The organism is Janthinobacterium sp. UMAB-60 (assembly GCF_900095235.1).
Taxonomy (GTDB): domain Bacteria; phylum Pseudomonadota; class Gammaproteobacteria; order Burkholderiales; family Burkholderiaceae_D; genus Janthinobacterium.
On the sequence record NZ_LT607487.1, the window covers coordinates 25,520 to 42,115 of the forward strand.

Below are 16,596 nucleotides of genomic sequence, written 5' to 3' on the forward strand. Positions count from 1 at the left end.
AGGTCGGCTTAGCTTCGCGTAAGCCGACATGCTCCGCCGCCGGCGTTTTTCTCTGCCAGCGACAGCCAGGGCCAGTCCCCCAGGACTGGCCCCTTTCTTTTTATCGATTAAAATACTTTTACAGCACAGCCAACTCCGCTGGCTCTGCCTTGCTTTTTTTGATGGGAAAACTCCATTGGTACAACGCATTCTTCAGCCAGGCGAAATCGAAGGCCTGGACCACAACGCGATTCCGCGCCTGCTGCTGCCGCAGCCTGACAGTCTGTTCAAGGCGCGCGCCTTGCGCTTGCGCGAGCTGGCGCAAGGCAATATCAAGGGCATCCCCGTCGACGCGGGCATGCAGGGTTACCTGGTGCTGATGGCCGCGCTGGCCGACGCGCAGGCCGCCGTGGTGGGAAAACTGGCGCCCGGCGCCGTGCCCGCCGCCGACCCCGACGCGCTGCGCCGTGCGATGCAGCACCGCATGCCCGTGTTGCCCGTGAATGGCGCCCGTCCGCCCGTGTGGCGCGACATCTTTGCCAGCCTGCTCGATGAATTGGCCGCCACGGCGGCCAGCCAGCCGGCATTGTCGGGCGGCCTGACCCAGGTGCTGGCCCAGCTGCGCGCGCTCGACGCGCCAGCGCTGGACGCCTGCGCTGATGCCGTGCTCGATGAAAACGGCGACAACCTCAATCCCATGCACGCGCCGTTCGTCGCCGCCGCGCTGCAGATTTTATGGTCGGTGTCGGCCAGTGAATTGCGCGCCGCGCGCGTGCCGGACCTGGAAACGGGCACCCTGTGCCCCGTCTGCGGTTCGCACCCCGTCGCCAGCGTGATCCGCATCGGTGGCCAGTCGCAGGGTTACCGCTATCTGCACTGCGGCATTTGCGAAAGCGAATGGCATATGGTGCGCGTGAAGTGCTCGACCTGCGAACAGAATGGCAAGATCGCCTACCAGGGCCTGGACGCGGCCGACGCAAAGCCGTTCGACCCCGTGGCGGCGAAGGACGACAAATTGCCCAACAAGGCCAACGATCCGAAAAAGGTGGCGCGCGCGGAAACCTGCGACGATTGCCATACCTATCGAAAAGTCTTCAACCAGGAACACGATTACAACGTCGAACCGCTGGCCGACGACCTGGCCAGCCTGATGCTCGACCTGCTGGTGGGCGAAGCGGGCTACCAGCGCGCCAGCGGCAATCCGCTGCTGTGGCTGGGGAAAAACGACAGCGGCGAGGGCCCGCCAGCATGACGACGGGGCAAACCGTGCGCCTGCCGTCGGTGGACCGCATCCTGGGCGACGCGGCTTGCCTGGCCCTGATAGCGCACTACGGCCGCGTGCAGACCCTGGCCTGCGCGCGCGCCGTGCTGGCCGAACTGCGCACCGCCATGCTGGCGGGCGCCGTGTGCGAAGAGGGCGCATCGAGCGCCGCCATCGTCGCGCACATGGGCGAGCGGCTGCAGGCGCAGTCGCGCCCGCGGCTGCGCGCCGTGTTCAACCTGACGGGCACCGTGTTGCACACGAACCTGGGCCGGGCCTTGCTGCCCGACGCCGCCGTGCAAGCCGTGGTGGAAGCGCTGCAGTGGCCGATGAACCTGGAATTCGACCTGGAAACGGGCAAGCGGGGCGACCGCGACGACCTGGTCGAGGAACTGCTGCGCGAACTGACGGGCGCCGAAGCTGCCACCATCGTCAACAACAACGCGGCCGCCGTGCTGCTGATGTTGAATACCCTGGCGCAGAATAAAGAGGTGATCGTTTCGCGCGGCGAGCTGGTGGAAATCGGCGGCGCCTTCCGCATTCCCGACGTGATGACGCGCGCGGGCGCCGTGCTGCGCGAAGTGGGCAGCACCAACCGCACGCACCTGGCCGATTACGCGAATGGCGTGAATGAAGACACGGCCCTCTTGATGAAGGTCCATTGCAGCAATTACGCCATTACCGGTTTCACCAAAAGCGTGGAACTCGATGAACTCGCGCCGCTGGCGGCAAAACATGGCGTGCCGACGGCCGTGGATCTGGGCAGCGGTACCCTGGTCGACCTGGCGCAGTATGGCTTGCCACATGAAACGACGGTGCGCGAAACCATCGCGGCGGGCGCCGACCTGGTGACCTTCAGCGGCGATAAATTGCTGGGTGGCCCGCAATGCGGCGTCATCGTCGGGCGCGCCGATTTGATCGCGAAGATCAAGCGCAACCCCCTGAAACGCGCGCTGCGGGTCGGCAAGCTGACCCTGGCGGCATTGGCCCCGGTGCTGCAGCTGTACCGCGCGCCGGACTTGCTGGCCGAACGCCTGACCACCTTGCGCCTGCTGACGCGCCCCGCGGCCGCCATGCGCGCGCAGGCGCAAACCCTGCTGCCGCTGCTGCAAGGCGCGCTGGGCGCCGCTTACGTGGTGACGGCCGAAGCGATGAAAAGCCAGATCGGCAGCGGCGCCTTGCCCGTCGACCAGCTGCCCAGTTTTGGCCTGGCCGTCCGCAGCGCGCCCGCTTCGCGCCTGAGCAATCCCCTGGGAACGCTGGAGCAGCGCCTGCGCGCCTTGCCGTGTCCCGTGATCGGCCGCATCGGCCAGGACACTCTGTGGCTGGACCTGCGCTGCCTGGAAGCGGCGCACGAGACGGCCTTCATCGCGCAGCTCGCCGAGTTGTCCGCATGATCGTCGGCACCGCAGGCCATATCGACCATGGCAAGACGACGCTCACGCGCGCGCTGACGGGCGTGCACACGGACCGCCTGAAGGAAGAACAGGCGCGCGGCATTTCGATTGAACTCGGTTATGCCTACCTGCCGCTGGCCGACGGCACGGTGCTGGGCGTGATCGACGTGCCGGGCCATGAAAAATTCATCCGCACCATGGCGTCCGGCGTGACGGGCATCGACTTCGCCCTGGTGGTGGTGGCGGCCGACGACGGCATCATGCCGCAGACGCACGAGCACCTGGCCATTTTGCAGCTGCTGGGCGTGACGCGGGGCGCCGTGGCGCTGACCAAGATCGACCGTGCCGACAGCGCCCGCGTGGCGCAGGTGGAGCTTGAGATCGAGGTGCTACTGCAAGGCACGCCGCTGGCGGGCAGCCCGATCTTCCCCACGGCCGCCAGCCGCGACAACGATCCCGGCGTGGCCGCCTTGCTGGCGCACCTGACGCAGGTGGCGCGCAGCCTGCCGCAGCGCGACGAGCGGCGCCTGTTCCGCCTGGGCGTGGACCGCGTGTTCACCTTGTCGGGACAGGGCACCATCGTCACCGGCACGGCGCTGGCGGGACGCGCGCAGGTTGGTGACATGCTGCAGCTGGCGCCCGGCGGCGCGCAAGCGCGCGTGCGCAGCATCCATGCGCAAAACCGCGCGGCCGAGACGGGCATGGCGGGCCAGCGCCTGGCGCTGAACCTGGCCGGCATCGAGCGCGAGCGTATCGAGCGGGGCAACTGGATCGTCGCGCCCGAGCTGGCGCAGTGTTCCGAGCGCCTCGACGTGGAACTGACCCTGCTGCCCGACGCCGGCCTGCAATTGAAAGCCTGGTCGCCGCTGCACGTGCACCTGGGCGCGGCGCACCAGCTGGCGCGCGCCGTCATGCTCGATGGCGAAACCCTGTCACCGGGGCAGACGGGCAGGGTACAGCTGGTGTTCGAGACGCCCATGCACGGCGTGCCCGGCGACCGCTTCGTCGTGCGCAATGCGCAAGCGACGCAGACGGTGGGCGGCGGCATGGTGCTCGATCCGTTCGGCCCCGCGCGCAAGCGGCGCAGCCCGGCCAGGCTGGCCTGGCTGGACGCGCTGGCCGCCTTTGTGGCGCACGGCGATATCGCTGCCTTGCTGGCGCAAAGCCCGCTGGGCTTGCGCGAGTCGCTGCTGGTGCGCCTGTCGCTGCTGCCGGCGAACGCCATCGCGCTGCCGGCCGACACGCGGCGCATCGCCCTGCGCGGTGGCGACGCCCTGCTGCTGGCGCCGTCGGCGCAGGTGGCGCTGGAACAGCGCGTGCTGGCCGCCCTGGCGGTGTTCCATGCGCGCGCGCCCGACGAGGCGGGGCCGGAACTGTGGCGCCTGAAGCGCATCGTCGATGCGGAGATGGAAGACGCCTTGTGGAGCCACCTGGTTGAAGGCTTGCTGGCGCGCGGCGAGGTGCTGGCGCGCGGCGCCAGCCTGCATCTGCCGACGCACAGCGTGGAATTGACGCCGCAGGAGCAGGCGGTCGCCGAACCCTTGCTGGCAGCGTTGCAGCAGGGGCGCTTCGAGCCGCCGTGGACGCGCGACCTGGCGCGTGACTTCGGCCTGGCCGAGGATGACGCGCGCCGGCTGTTGCGTAAACTTGCCAAGGCAGGGCAGATCAGCCAGGTCGTGCACGACCTGTTCTATCACCAGGCGGCGCTGGCCGAGTTGGCGCAGTTGGTGCGCACTCTGACCGAAAAAGCGGAGCTGGACGAGAATCTGGCGCCCGGTTCCGGCGCCGTCAGCGCTGCCGCCTTTCGCGACGCAAGCGGCCTGGGCCGCAAGCGGGCGATCCAGGTTCTGGAGTTCTTCGACCGCGTCGGTTATACTCGCCGTGTTGGCAATGGGCATCTATTGCGCCCGCAGGCGCTATGGTCCTATACGGCAGCCTTGCCCAACAGCTAAGTATTAGCTCAGGCACCGCGGAAAGCACACTCATCCGGTGATGTGGCCGGGCTTCAAACCCGGTGGAGGGCGTCAGACGTTCTCCCGTAGGTTCGACTCCTACTGTTTTCCGCCAGTGATTCTTCCCTTTCTCCCTGCATGGCGATCGTCCCGGCGTTGACCTGTTGTCACGTTGCAGAAAATAAATGGTGTAATTGATAATATGCGGCGATGCCGGCGCGGGCCGATGGTAACATCGGCGGAAATCCCCTGTAGCAGATGAAAGCAAGCATGAAACAAGCAAGCATGGCACGGCTGCTGGCAGTGGCGCTGCTGATGCCGGCGCTGGCCGTGGCCGCTGGTCTGCGCATCGTCGGCGAGCACTTGCCGCCATCGAGCATGATGGAAGGCAATGTCGTCGTGGGACGTGAAACGACGAAGGTGCGCGACATCATGGCGCGCGCCGGCATCGCCTACAGTATTGAATTGCTGCCGTGGAAGCGCGCGTATGCGCAGGCGCTGCGCGAAGCCGACACCTGCATCTTTTCCACCAGCCGCACGCAAGAGCGCGAAGCACAATTTCGCTGGATCGGTCCCCTCAACGAAGCGGAGTGGATACTGTATGGCCTGGCCGAGCGGCATCTGACGCTGCGTACCCTGGCCGATGCGCGCGGCCTGGTGATCGGCACGGTGCTCGGTGACGCGCGCGACGACTACCTGCGCCAGCACGGCATGAACGTGGCGCCCGTGACGCAGGAGTGGCTCAATCCGCAAAAGCTGCTGCTGGGGCGCATCGACCTGTGGGCCGTGGGCATGGCGGTGGGCAGCAAGCCGTTTGCCGGCAAGGAGTGGGAGGGCAAGGTGGAGCCGTTGCTGACCTTTAATCGCGTGCAGACTTACCTGGCCTGTAACCTCAAGGTACCCGAGGCGCAGGTGGCTGCCATGCAGCGCGCCGCTGCCGCCATGCGTCGCGACGGCAGCATGGCGCGCGAGCATCATCGCTGATTCACTGCGCTGATTCAGCTCTCCAGCCACTGGCGCACGCAGTTGCGTCCTTCGCGCTTGGCCTGGTACAGGGCCTGGTCCGCATGGCTGTAGGCCGTCTCGAACGGCGTGCCGACGCGGTTCCAGCTCAGGCCCACGCTGACGGTGATGGCGCGCGTGATGGGCGCCGCATGGCGCTGGCGGCCGACGCTTTCGCAGATGCGCTGCGCGATTTGCGCCGCCTCGTCGCGCGAAGAGGTGGGCCAGACCACGGAAAACTCTTCACCGCCGACCCGGCCGATGGCCGTCTCCTGTCCCAATAATCCCTTCAGGCAGTCGACCACGGCCTGGATCACGCCGTCGCCGGCCGGGTGGCCGAAATCGTCGTTGACCTGCTTGAACAGGTCGATGTCGAGCACGATCAGGGCCATGTCGCCCTGCGCCAGGCAGCGCGAGGCATGCTCGATCACGGCGCCGCGGTTCAGGGCGCCCGTCAGCGGGTCGTGCGTGGCGCGGTATTCGAGCTGGCCGGCCAGGGTTTGCAATTGCCGGTTCAGCAAATGCATGTCGCGCTCGGCGCGGTCGCTGCGGCCGATCAGCCGGCGCGTCTCGCGCATCAGGCGCTCGTAGTGAACGATCAGTTCACCGAGCACGCGGCGCTGCGCCTCGCCGCTGGCGTGAATGTCGGCGTGCATGCGCCGCGCGGCCGCCAGCGCCGCCGCTTCCACGGTGAACAGGTCGGGTTCTAGGCCGGACTCGGAGATGGCGGCGCGCATGCTCTAGCTGCCTCGCACGGGGTGGTCGCGGAAATCGAGCGCCGTGAAATCCTGCTGCAGCTCCTGGCCGAACTCCAGGATGGTGTCGTCGTCTTCGTCGTGATACCAGTTCAGGCGTACCTGGTTGCCGTCGATGGCGGCCTGGTTCAGGGTGTCGAATAGGGTAAACAGCATCTTCGTGCTGGAGCTGTTGAAGTAGGCCAGCGAGACGTTGACGGTGATGGCGCTCTCGCGGCAGGCGTCCAGGTAGGCGCGCACGGTGGCGATCAGCGGGCCATAGAAGGCGGCCGCGTTTTCCGGATAGGACTCGCCCTTGATCGACAGGGTGTGCTGCTCGAAACGGAAGTCGATTTCGGGCGAACTCGGGGTCGCGGCGATGAACAGTGGTGACGGTAATTGCATATGCTTTCCTGAGTCGGCTCTTTCAAATGATGGCTTTGATGCAGAAGATGGTGTGCCCCGGCTCTTGGGGGTCCTGGACGAATTCGAATTCCAGCGGCTCGCTGGCGTCGCGCGCCATGGTGAGAAAACCCAGGCCCGCGCCCTTGCTGTCGGCCGGCGCTTCCTCGCGCAGGGCCTTCTTGTAGGCGAGGCGGATTTCTTCCATCGTCATCGTGTGCAGCGGCTCCAGGCGGGCGCGGATCTGCGCCACGTTGTCCGTCGAGACGGGGTTGGCGCACAGCAGGAAAAAGCTGTCGCCGCGCGTGCCGATGCAAAACGAGCCGCGCCGCATCTGCTGGTCCAGCTGCGCATCGGGCGTCAGGCTGTCGGCGGAATAGTGCATGATGTTTTGCGACATTTCGATGAACGAGGAAAAGATGCGCCGCCGCGTGGGTCCGGCCGCGCCGGCCGTGTCGAGGCGCGCCTTGATGGTTTCGGAAATGGCGCTCACCACGTGCTGCGAGAAATAGCCCACGTAAAAAAAGATGATGTTGCGCTTGCGCGCCACATCCCAAAACTCGTTGAATTCTTCGTACAGCACGTCCGTGCTCCTGGCTAGCCGGTGACCCGGTTTCTTGTTGATAATGTGGTTCGATGGCGCCAAAACTACAGGCGGAAACAGAAAAAGGTCAGGTCGTCGCGGCGTGGCTGCTTGCCTTGCCAGGCGGCGCTGTCCTGCAGCAGCGCCGCCGCCACGTCGCCGGCGGGAGCGTCGCGCTGCGCCAGCAGTTGCTCGCGCATGCGCCGCTTGCCGTAGGCGATGTCGCGCGCGCCGCCGATCTGGTCGAGCAAGCCGTCGGTCGTGATGAACAGCAGGCTGCCGGCGGGTATGGCGAGCGTCTCGTTGTGCCAGCAGTAGCCGGGCGGCGTGTCGACATAGCCCACGCCCATGCGCGCGCCGTCGATGGCGCGCACGGTCTCTTCGCCCGGCGCCACCACGTACAGCGCCAGTTTCGCCCCCGCGAAACGCAAGCTGGCGCTGGCATCGTCGTAACACAGGAAGGCGCAATCCATGCCGTCGTTCGAACCGGCGTGATGGCCGCTGGCGGCGCCGTCCTGGCCCAGCAAGGTCTTGATGGAGCGGCTGACGGCGCCGATCAGGGCGGCCGGATCGCGCGGTCCCAGTTCGCGCAAGGCCTGGCTCAGGGCCGACGAGGCGATCAGGGTCATGAAGGCGCCCGGCACGCCGTGCCCGGTGCAGTCGGCGATGGCGGCGAACCAGCCGCCCGCGTGGCGCTCGAAGAAGTAAAAATCGCCGCCGACGACGTCGCGCGGCTGCCATTCCAGGTGCGCGTCGGGCAGGGTGGCGCGCAATTCCGCATCGGAGGTGCGCAGCCGGGCGCGCTGGATCACGCTGGCGTAATCGATGCTGTGCATGATTTGCCGGTTCTTTTCCGCCTGCATGGTGGCCACCACGTTCATCAGCTGCAAGCCGAAGCCCACGCCGGCCAGCGCACCAGCTTCCGTGATGATGAAGCCGTCGGCCAGCGCCTTTTCGCCCGCTTCCACGGCGCGGAAGGTGAGATCTTCGATGCTCATGGCGCCATCGACGATCAGCGGTTCCTTGTCCATGAAGGCGATGCAGCTCTTCTTGCCGTACACCTCGTGATAAAAGGGCTTGGACATCTGCGACATGAAGATATTGCGGCTGATCAAGCCGATGGGCTTGTGCTGCTCCGTGACGGGCAGGCTCATCATGTCTCGCCGTTCCGTGAACAGTTCCAGCACGGCGAAATTGCTGGCGTCGGCCTGCACCGATTCCGTGGGAATGCACAGGTCGAACGCCACGGAGGTGCGATAACGGGGAAGATGCAATCGAGAAGCGTTGAACTCCACAGCGGCTACCTTTACATGACGAGCGGACCCTTGTTGTCGCGACGGCAAGGCGACTGACAAACAGGCAATATCATCATGGTAGCCCTGGAATGTGACGGCTTGATTACCAGCTTGTCAAAACCGTATGCAAGATGGCTGCATGGCAATCCGTTGCCGGGCTTACAGGCACCGGGCCAGCGCCTGTGCCTGTTCCAGCCAACGCGCGCGCTGCGCTGCGGTGGAATCGATCATGGGGCCGAAGCTGGCCACCTTGACGGGCTTGACGCCGCAAAATTCCAGCGTCGTCTTGCGCAGCTGGTGGATGCCGGGCATGTGGTAGACCCAGCGGAAATACCAGGGCGGCGTATCCATCGTCACCAGGAGCTGGGCCGTGCGGCCCTTCAGCAGCTGCGCCGGGAAAGCCTTGCCCGGACGATACTTGAAGGCAAAGCCGGGCAGGAAGATGCGATCGACAAAACCTTTCAGCAGGGCCGGCGCGCCGCCCCACCAGATCGGGTAGGCGAACACCAGGTGTTCGGCCCAGCTGATGGCTTCCTGTGCGGCCAGCAAGTCCGGCTCCAGCGGCTGCACCTGGCGGTAGCCTTCATGCAGGTTCTGGTCGAAGTCCAGCTGGCCCAGGCGCAGCTCGCGCACGCTGTGGCCCGCGCTGCGGGCTGTGGCGGCATAGGCCTCGGCCAGGGCGGCGCAAAAACTGTCGCTGGACGGGTGGCCGAGGAGGATTAAAATGCGCTTTGGTGTAATGTTGCTCATGCTGCAGGCTTTCCGTTAAAGAACAGCTTGCATGCTAAAGCCTGCCCCTGGGGGCAGAGTCAAGCGGCCGCTGGAAGGTGCTGGCGCGCCAGGCAGTCGCCGATTTCCGTGTCGATGTCGGCCAATTGCGCGTCGAGCCGGCGCAGGCGGGCGAACTCCTGCTGTATCTGTGCGCGCTTGGCGGCGATGTGCCGCGACAGGGCGGCCCAGTCCGTGTCGTCGCCGGCCAGGATGGGCAACAGTTCGGCCAGACGGAAGCCCAGCGCCTGCGCCTGGCGTATCAGTCTGACTTGCGCCAGATCTTGCTGCGTGTAGACGCGGTAGGCGCCCGAGCGGCGCACGTCGCCCAGCAAGCCCAGCGTTTCATAGTGGCGCAAGGCCTTGGGCGAGGTGCCCGCCAGGCGGGCGATTTCTCCGATGTACATGCTTGTCCCTAGTTGAGCTGCGGCGCACGCAGTGTAGCGCAGGTGGCTTGCCAGGCGCTACCTTGCGCGCTGCCTCAGGAGGCTTTGCGCGGCGGGACTTTCTTCGCCGTGCAGTCGGCGCAGATGCCGTACAGCGACAGCGCGTGCTCGTGCAGCACGAAGCCCCGCTCGGTGGCGATTTCATTCTGGCGCAGTTCGATGCCTTCATCGACGAATTCATCGACCTTGCCGCAACCCGTGCAGACCAGGTGGTCGTGGTGCTGGCCTTCATTCAGTTCGAAGACGGCATGGCCCGATTCGAAATGCCGGCGAAACAAAATGCCCGCTTCGGCAAACTGCATCAGCACGCGGTAGATGGTGGCCAGGCCCACGTCGATCTTTTCAGCCAGCAAGAGTTTGTACACATCGTCCGCACTCAGGTGCTTGATGCCGCCTTCTTGAAACAGCTGCAGAATCCGCAAGCGGGGGATGGTCACTTTCAAGCCCGATTCACGCAGTTCCCTCAATATATCCATGTCTCCCATTCCTTTTTATGATCGCCTGAGCGAGCGCTTAAGCGTGAACCTGCATTATATCGCAAATGATAATCATTACCATTCGCATGTGCGAACTGGAAATATTATGCTGGCTAGCTGGCCTGGCAACCAGTGACATCGGCGCAAGCTCCGATTGCGTTGCACGCATCTTGCGCTGGAATTGCAAAACCAAGGCCGATATCGCTACACTGTGCAGCACGGAATAACAATGGAGCAGGGGCATGGATCGATTCGATGCGATGCGCATCTTTACGCGCATCGTCGAGCTGCGCAGTTTCACGCAAGCGGCGCATGACCTCGGCTATCCGAAGGCGACGGTCACGCATGCGATCAAGCAACTCGAAGCGCGGCTGCGCGTGCGGCTGCTGCAGCGGACCACGCGGCAAGTGACGCCCACGCCCGATGGCGAGGCGTATTACCAGCGCTGCGTGCGCCTGTTGGCGGACCTGGAAGAAACGGAAGCCGTGTTTTCTTCGGCGATGCAGCAGCCGGCCGGCAAGCTGCGCATCGACCTGCACGCGACCCTGGCCATGCATTTCGTCCTGCCCGTGCTGGACCGGTTCTGCGCCCGCTATCCCTTGATCGAACTGGAAATCGGCATGGGCGACCGCCTCGTCGACCTGGTGCGCGAAGGCGTCGACTGCGTGCTGCGCGTGGGTGAACTGAGCGACTCGTCGATGGTGGCGCGCCGGCTGGCGTTGCTGGAGCAGCTGACCTGCGCCAGCCCCGCCTACCTGGCCGCGCACGGCACGCCGCAGAGCCTGGCGCAGCTCGATGGCCACCGCGCCGTGAATTTCTTTTCCGCCCAGACGGGCAAGGTCTGGCCCTTCGATTTCAATGTGGCGGGACAGCGCCACAGCGTGGCCTTGCCGGGTACGGTGTCCGTCAACAATGCCGACGCGTATCACGCCTGCTGCCGCGCGGGCCTGGGCTTGATCCAGGCGCCGCGCTATCACCTGGAGCGGGCGCTGGCCACCGGCGAGCTGGTGGAGGTGCTGCGGGACTGGCGTCCCGACCCGCTGCCCGTGTCCGTGCTGTATCCCCATCAGCGGCAATTGTCGCCGCGTGTGCGCGTGTTTGCCGACTGGCTCGCCAGCCTGTTTGCCGAGGTGGTTTAATTTTGCGATGCCGCATTTTCTTGACCTGGGCAAAGAAAAAAATCCCTCTAGTGATGCCATCTAGCACTATTTGATGTGGATCAAAGTTTTTGTTGCACTGCACTCTTAGACTTCGCAGCGTTACTTAACGACAAAAAGAGGGAACTAGAATGAAGAAGTCCGCAACTGCAGCAGCAATCGTTTTGGCCGCCATCGGCGCATTCGCCGGCAATGCAATGGCGCAGGAAAGCCCATGGCTGGTGCGTGCGCGTGCCGTGCATATCGATCCGGCCAACAAATCCACGCCGCTCTTCGGCGCTGGCGCATCGGACACGATCCATGTCAGCAGCAAGACGATTCCTGAAATCGATATTTCGTATTTCTTTACCCCCAATATCGCTGCCGAGCTGATCCTGACGTATCCGCAAAAGCATGACGTCACCCTGGGTGGCCAAAATATCGGCACGTTCAAGCATTTGCCGCCGACCTTGTCGCTGCAATACCACTTCATGCCGGAAAAACAGTTCAGCCCATACGTGGGTGCAGGCGTGAACTATACGAATATTTCGAGCGTGAAACTGCTGAATGGCGCTGGCCGCCTGGAGCATGACAGCTGGGGCTTCGCGCTGCAAGCTGGCGTCGACTACAAGCTGGACAAAAACTGGTCGCTGAACTTCGACATCAAAAAAGTACAGATCCGCAGCGACGTCTTCGTCGGTTCGGCCAAGGCCAGCGAAGTCAAGATCGATCCTGTCCTGATCGGCGTGGGCGTGGGCTACCGCTTCTAAGCATGGCATGACAGCGCCCGCGCGGCGCGGACAATAAAAAAGGACGGCTTCGCCGTCCTTTTTACGTTTGGTGCACGCCGTTTATTTTTTCAGCGTCTTTTCCAGCGCCAGCTGGTAGTCCGTCTTTTCGTAGCCGGCCAGGTATTTGTTCGTCGCGTCGAGGAAGGCGCGCGAGCGGTAGGCCGCTTCCAGGTCCTTGACCCATGGCTTGGCCTTGTCGGCCGTGCGGATGGCGACCAGGTTGATGTAGCTGTCCGAGATCTTTTCCACGCTAAGGGCCGACGTCAGCTTCATGCCGGCGGCCAGGGCGAAGTTACCGTTCACAAAGGCGTAGTCGGCGTCCGCCAGCGAACGCGGCAGCTGCGCCGCTTCCAGCGGCACCAGTTTGAGCTTCTTCGGGTTGTCCAGCACGTCGCGCTCGGAAGCTCGCAGCGGATCGACGTTCGGTTTCAGCTTGATCCAGCCCATCTTGGCCAGCATCACCAGCGCGCGCGCCTGGTTGGTCGGGTCGTTCGGCATGGTGATGGTGGCGCCGTTCCTGACTTCCGCCAGGGTTTTTTGCTTGCCGCCGTACAGGCCGATCGGCATGGTCGGCACGGTGATCAATGAGCTCAGCGGCAGCCTGTTATCGGTGGCGAACTTCGTCAGATACACGATGTGCTGGAACACGTTGGCGTCCAGCGAGCCTTCGGCCAGCGCGTAGTTCGGCTGCACGTAGTCGTTGAATTCGACGATCCTGACCTTGTAGCCCTGTTTTTCCAGGATGGGCTTGATGCCCAGCTTCAGCTGGTCCGAATACGGGCCGGAGCTGGTGCCGATGACGAGTTCTTTCGGGTCCTTGGCGTGGGCGGCGGTGGCGAATGCCAGGCTGGCGGCGGCCAGGAGCAGATTGCGGCGAAGATGGTTCATGCTTTTCCTTGTACTGAAATACTGAATATGAATTAACGTTTGTCGAGGCGCTTGGCGATGCGCGTGCCGGCGAACTGGATGGTTTGCACCAGCACGATCAGGATGGCCACGGTGACGACCATGATGTCCGTCTCGAAGCGGTAGTAGCCGTAGCGGATGGCCAGGTCGCCGATGCCGCCGCCGCCCACCACGCCGGCCACGGCCGAATACGACAGGAAGCTGATCGACAGCACGGTCAGGGCCAGCACCAGGCCGGAGCGCGCTTCCACCAGCAGCACGCGGAAGATGATCTGCATTTCCGACGCGCCCATGGCGTGCGCCGCCTCGATCACGCCGCGCGGCACTTCGCGCAGGTTCTGTTCCACCAGGCGCGCCAGGTAGGGAATGGCGGCGAACGACAGCGGCACGGCAGCTGCCAGCGGGCCGATCGAGGTGCCCGCGATGATGCGTGTAAACGGCGTCAGGGCGACCAGCAAGATAATGAACGGGAAGCTGCGCACGGTATTCACCAGCCAGCCGAGGATCATCGACAGCGGACGGTTTTCCAGCGACTGGCCTTCCGAGACGAGGAACAGCACAATGCCCAGCGGGCCGCCGATCAGGATGGCGGCGCTCAATCCGATGCCCAGCATCGTCATGGTCTGGCCCAGCGCCACCGAGATTTCCGGCAGCAGGTTGACGACGTTATTGATCGATTCTTCAAACATGTGTTGCATCCTTCCATGCGGTGGCTTCAAACGCCTCGGTGCCGTAATACGCCAGTTCGCGTCCCAGCGCCGTCTTGCGCGGGGTGGCCGTGTCGCTCAAATCGAATTGTTCGGCGATGGCGCCGTTTTCCACGACGGCGACGCGGTTGCAGATGGCGCCCAGCACCGACAGCTCATGGCTGACGATGACGATGGTCACGCCGAGGCGCGCATTGATGTCGCGCAGGGTGTCGAGCAGGGCGCGCGTCGTTTCCGCGTCCAGCGCGGACGTCGGCTCGTCGCACAGCAGCACGTCGGGGTGGCTGGCCAGGGCGCGGGCAATCGCCACGCGCTGCTTCTGCCCGCCCGACAGTTGCGCCGGATAGCTGTGCAGCTTGTCGGACAGGCCGACGAGCGCCAGGCATTCCTCGACGCGGGCGGCGATCTGCTCGCCCTTGGTGGTGCCATGGATTTTCAGGGGGAAGGCGACATTGTCGAAGACGCTGGCGTTTTGCAGCAGGTTGAATTGCTGGAAAATCATGCCGATGTTCTGGCGCGCGTCGCGCAATGCGCTCTTGCCCAGGCGGGTCAGTTCGCGCCCGGCCACGGTAATGGTGCCACTGTCGGGACGCTCAAGCAGGTTAATCAGGCGCAGCAAGGTGGATTTGCCGGCGCCGCTCTTGCCGATCAGGCCGAAAATATCACCGGGATAGACTTCCAGCGTGACCGATTTGACCGCGTGGAATTGTTCGCCCTTGGGCAGCGCGAAGGTCTTGTTGGCGCCATCGATGCGAATCACCGGCGTACGGTGTGGTGTGGTCATGCAGTGTTTCCTTTTTTATTGGACCGTGACAGGCTTGCTTGCAGGGGCCAAATCGCCCGGCCTGCTACGTCGGTTGCGTAGTATACCTCCGATCGTGTTATTACTCCTACGACAGAATCTTGCTTTGAATATGCAAATAATGTCTATGCGCCGGTTTTCAAGTTGAAAAAGCGGAAAAGCGGCGTTCTTGCCGAATTTAATCGCGTCGATGGGCGTGGCAGAGCCGCATCTTGGTGAAAAGTTCGACGTGCCCTGCGGACGCCTCATGGTGTTTTTGTGTGAAGTTCGGCTGACTTGGCGTTTTTTCGACGCAGGCACGGTCGTTTGCTGCCTGCCTTATGGCTCTTCGCGGGCAGATTCTGCTCCGCTGGCGGCAGGCCCTTCGGGACGGCGCAACAGGTAGACGAGGACGGCGATTTCCATGGCGCCCACCATGGCGATGACCCACCATGGCGGATGGCCCAGGCACATGGCGACAAAGCCGATGGCCATGCCCAGGCAAGCCATGGCCTTGCCGCGCCGCGAGACGGCGCGGTGTTCGCGCCACTGGCGCAGCGGCGGGCCGAAGCGCGGATGCTGCAGCAGCCAGTGTTCGAGGCGCGGCGAGGCGCGGCTGAAGCAGGCCAGGGCGAGGATCAGGAAAATCGTCGTCGGCATGACGGGCAGCATGGCGCCGATGATCCCCAGCAGCACCATCAGCGCGCCGGCGGCCGTCCAGGCCCAGCGGCGCAGGCGCGCGCCGTGCGCTTCGCGCAGCGGCATCCGGGCGTGCGGCTCCCGCATCAGGCGAAGGCGCCGGCGGTCAGGCCCTGGCTGCGGAGCGGGGAGGCGGCAGGATGGGCGTTCAAGGTGCGCATATCGTGGCGGGTGTGGCGGGTGGCCGTCATGTTTTTCTGCTCTGGGTTTGGCTCTATTATGGAGGAATCAAGGCGACGCTGCATGCGCGCCAAGGCCGTGATAATAACCACCCTGCAGAATAATAACAAGAATCATTCTCATTTGATGCGTGCTAAGGCGCCGGATAACGCTGGATATTTTTGGCAATGCAGACAATAATCGGCAGCAGAAGGCGCTGTCGTGGACATCATCGTTGTTATTATCGATTTTATCGATGCTAACTAGGTATAATTTGCGTTTTACATCGATCTTCATGCCATGCATAATCTGTTGTAACTGAAGCCAGACAATCAGCCGCATGCGTCGTTCGCCTGCAGCTGCTTGCGGTTTTGACATCCTCCACTTTCTATCAGGAACCTACAATGAAAAAACTGCTCGCTTTTATCGCCGCCGCCGGCTTCTCGCTGTCCGCCGTTGCCGCGCCTGAAGTCTATGTCATCGATGGCAGCCACACTTTCCCCCGTTTCGAGTACACCCACATGGGTTTCTCGACGCAGCAAAGCCGTTTCAACAACACCACCGGCAAGGTCACGCTGGACCGCGCCGCCAAGACGGGCGCCGTTGAAGTGCTGATCGACACCAAGTCCGTCGATACGGGTTCGACCCTGTTCAACTCGCACATCCAGGGCGAAGACTTCCTCGACACGGCCAAGTATCCGGTCGCCACGTACAAATCGACCAGGTTCAATTTCGACGGCGACAAGCTGGCCTCGGTCGATGGCAACCTGACCCTGAAAGGCGTGACCAAGCCAGTGACACTGACCGTCACCTCGTTCAATTGCGCACCGCACCCGATGCTGAAGAAAGACGCCTGCGGCGCCAACGCCACGGCCAAGATCAAGCGCTCGGAATTCAACGCCGGCAAATATGCGCCAGCCGTCAGCGATGATGTGACGTTGACTTTCGCCATCGAAGCGATCAAGCAATAAACTGCTGGGGTCTGGCCCCACATTTTCGCTGCAACGTAAAAATGGCGGCGGACTTCGGTCCGCCGCCATTTTTTTTGGGGTGGCGGTAGGTCGGATTAGTGCGGCAAAGCCGCGCGTAATCCGACATGAGCCGCCAACAATGTGTCGGATT

Annotated in this window: 19 protein-coding genes and 1 tRNA gene; 8 read left to right on the forward strand and 12 right to left on the reverse strand. The window is 63.8% G+C overall.

Annotation, left to right across the window (positions count from 1 at the left end; genetic code table 11):
* Positions 1–175 precede the first annotated feature (175 nt).
* The 5 genes from fdhE (at position 176) to K0F86_RS11580 (ending at position 5,573) form a co-directional block, all read left to right on the forward strand.
* Positions 176–1,231 (forward strand): formate dehydrogenase accessory protein FdhE, encoded by a 1,056-nt coding sequence (fdhE, locus tag K0F86_RS11560; protein ID WP_219134534.1) that lies wholly within the window; start codon positions 176–178, stop codon positions 1,229–1,231.
* Positions 1,228–2,637, forward strand: a complete 1,410-nt coding sequence (gene selA / locus K0F86_RS11565; RefSeq protein ID WP_219134535.1) for an L-seryl-tRNA(Sec) selenium transferase — start codon at positions 1,228–1,230, stop codon at positions 2,635–2,637. The genes fdhE and selA overlap by 4 nt, the downstream gene beginning before the upstream one ends.
* Positions 2,634–4,589: a selenocysteine-specific translation elongation factor gene (selB, locus tag K0F86_RS11570; protein ID WP_219134536.1), complete on the forward strand. Its 1,956-nt coding sequence runs from the start codon at positions 2,634–2,636 to the stop codon at positions 4,587–4,589. Before selA ends, selB begins: the two co-directional genes overlap by 4 nt.
* A gap of 19 nt (positions 4,590–4,608) precedes the next feature.
* Positions 4,609–4,704 (forward strand) — tRNA-Sec (locus K0F86_RS11575).
* A 155-nt stretch (positions 4,705–4,859) separates the two neighbouring features.
* Positions 4,860–5,573, forward strand: a complete 714-nt coding sequence (locus K0F86_RS11580; protein WP_257572107.1) for an ABC transporter substrate-binding protein — start codon at positions 4,860–4,862, stop codon at positions 5,571–5,573.
* A 14-nt stretch (positions 5,574–5,587) separates the two neighbouring features.
* Here K0F86_RS11580 and K0F86_RS11585 read toward each other — a convergent pair whose 3' ends face one another.
* The 7 genes from K0F86_RS11585 to fur all read right to left on the reverse strand — a co-directional run bounded on the left by K0F86_RS11585 (position 5,588) and on the right by fur (position 10,295).
* A complete protein-coding gene (locus tag K0F86_RS11585; protein ID WP_219134537.1) occupies positions 5,588–6,328 on the reverse strand; it encodes a GGDEF domain-containing protein in 741 nt (246 codons plus the stop codon).
* 3 nt (positions 6,329–6,331) lie between these two features.
* The gene (locus tag K0F86_RS11590) at positions 6,332–6,730 is read right to left on the reverse strand and encodes a DUF1987 domain-containing protein (RefSeq protein WP_219134538.1); all 399 of its coding nucleotides are present in this window, start codon (positions 6,728–6,730) and stop codon (positions 6,332–6,334) included.
* Between the two features lie 22 nt (positions 6,731–6,752).
* Positions 6,753–7,310 carry a SiaB family protein kinase gene (locus K0F86_RS11595; protein WP_071076508.1) on the reverse strand — a complete coding sequence of 186 codons (558 nt, stop codon included), beginning with the start codon at positions 7,308–7,310 and terminating at the stop codon, positions 6,753–6,755.
* 65 nt (positions 7,311–7,375) lie between these two features.
* Entirely contained in the window at positions 7,376–8,584 is a 1,209-nt protein-coding gene (locus K0F86_RS11600) for a SpoIIE family protein phosphatase (RefSeq protein ID WP_219134539.1), read from the reverse strand.
* A gap of 180 nt (positions 8,585–8,764) precedes the next feature.
* Complete coding sequence (locus tag K0F86_RS11605; protein WP_219134540.1) at positions 8,765–9,355, reverse strand: NAD(P)H-dependent oxidoreductase; 591 nt, start codon at positions 9,353–9,355, stop codon at positions 8,765–8,767.
* Between the two features lie 59 nt (positions 9,356–9,414).
* The gene (locus tag K0F86_RS11610; RefSeq protein WP_219134541.1) at positions 9,415–9,780 is read right to left on the reverse strand and encodes a MerR family transcriptional regulator; all 366 of its coding nucleotides are present in this window, start codon (positions 9,778–9,780) and stop codon (positions 9,415–9,417) included.
* Between the two features lie 74 nt (positions 9,781–9,854).
* Entirely contained in the window at positions 9,855–10,295 is a 441-nt protein-coding gene (gene fur / locus K0F86_RS11615) for a ferric iron uptake transcriptional regulator (RefSeq protein WP_219134542.1), read from the reverse strand.
* Positions 10,296–10,537: 242 nt separating this feature from the next.
* On the opposite strand from fur, the gene K0F86_RS11620 reads away from it, so the two are divergent.
* On the forward strand, positions 10,538–11,434 hold the full coding sequence (locus K0F86_RS11620) for a LysR family transcriptional regulator (RefSeq protein ID WP_219134543.1): 897 nt from the start codon (positions 10,538–10,540) through the stop codon (positions 11,432–11,434).
* Positions 11,435–11,583: 149 nt separating this feature from the next.
* Entirely contained in the window at positions 11,584–12,201 is a 618-nt protein-coding gene (locus tag K0F86_RS11625) for an OmpW family protein (RefSeq protein WP_219134544.1), read from the forward strand.
* Positions 12,202–12,282: 81 nt separating this feature from the next.
* Here K0F86_RS11625 and K0F86_RS11630 read toward each other — a convergent pair whose 3' ends face one another.
* The 5 genes from K0F86_RS11630 to K0F86_RS11650 form a co-directional block, all read right to left on the reverse strand.
* A complete protein-coding gene (locus K0F86_RS11630) occupies positions 12,283–13,110 on the reverse strand; it encodes a MetQ/NlpA family ABC transporter substrate-binding protein (protein ID WP_219134545.1) in 828 nt (275 codons plus the stop codon).
* Between the two features lie 32 nt (positions 13,111–13,142).
* On the reverse strand, positions 13,143–13,817 hold the full coding sequence (locus K0F86_RS11635) for a methionine ABC transporter permease (RefSeq protein WP_071076516.1): 675 nt from the start codon (positions 13,815–13,817) through the stop codon (positions 13,143–13,145).
* The gene (locus tag K0F86_RS11640) at positions 13,810–14,619 is read right to left on the reverse strand and encodes a methionine ABC transporter ATP-binding protein (protein WP_219134546.1); all 810 of its coding nucleotides are present in this window, start codon (positions 14,617–14,619) and stop codon (positions 13,810–13,812) included. Before K0F86_RS11640 ends, K0F86_RS11635 begins: the two co-directional genes overlap by 8 nt.
* Positions 14,620–14,955: 336 nt before the next feature.
* The gene (locus K0F86_RS11645; protein ID WP_257572109.1) at positions 14,956–15,402 is read right to left on the reverse strand and encodes a YbaN family protein; all 447 of its coding nucleotides are present in this window, start codon (positions 15,400–15,402) and stop codon (positions 14,956–14,958) included.
* Positions 15,403–15,543: 141 nt separating this feature from the next.
* Entirely contained in the window at positions 15,544–15,852 is a 309-nt protein-coding gene (locus K0F86_RS11650) for a hypothetical protein (RefSeq protein ID WP_219134547.1), read from the reverse strand.
* A 26-nt stretch (positions 15,853–15,878) separates the two neighbouring features.
* Between K0F86_RS11650 and K0F86_RS11655 the strand changes: the two genes are divergently transcribed.
* A complete protein-coding gene (locus K0F86_RS11655; RefSeq protein WP_219134548.1) occupies positions 15,879–16,445 on the forward strand; it encodes a YceI family protein in 567 nt (188 codons plus the stop codon).
* Positions 16,446–16,596 lie beyond the last annotated feature (151 nt).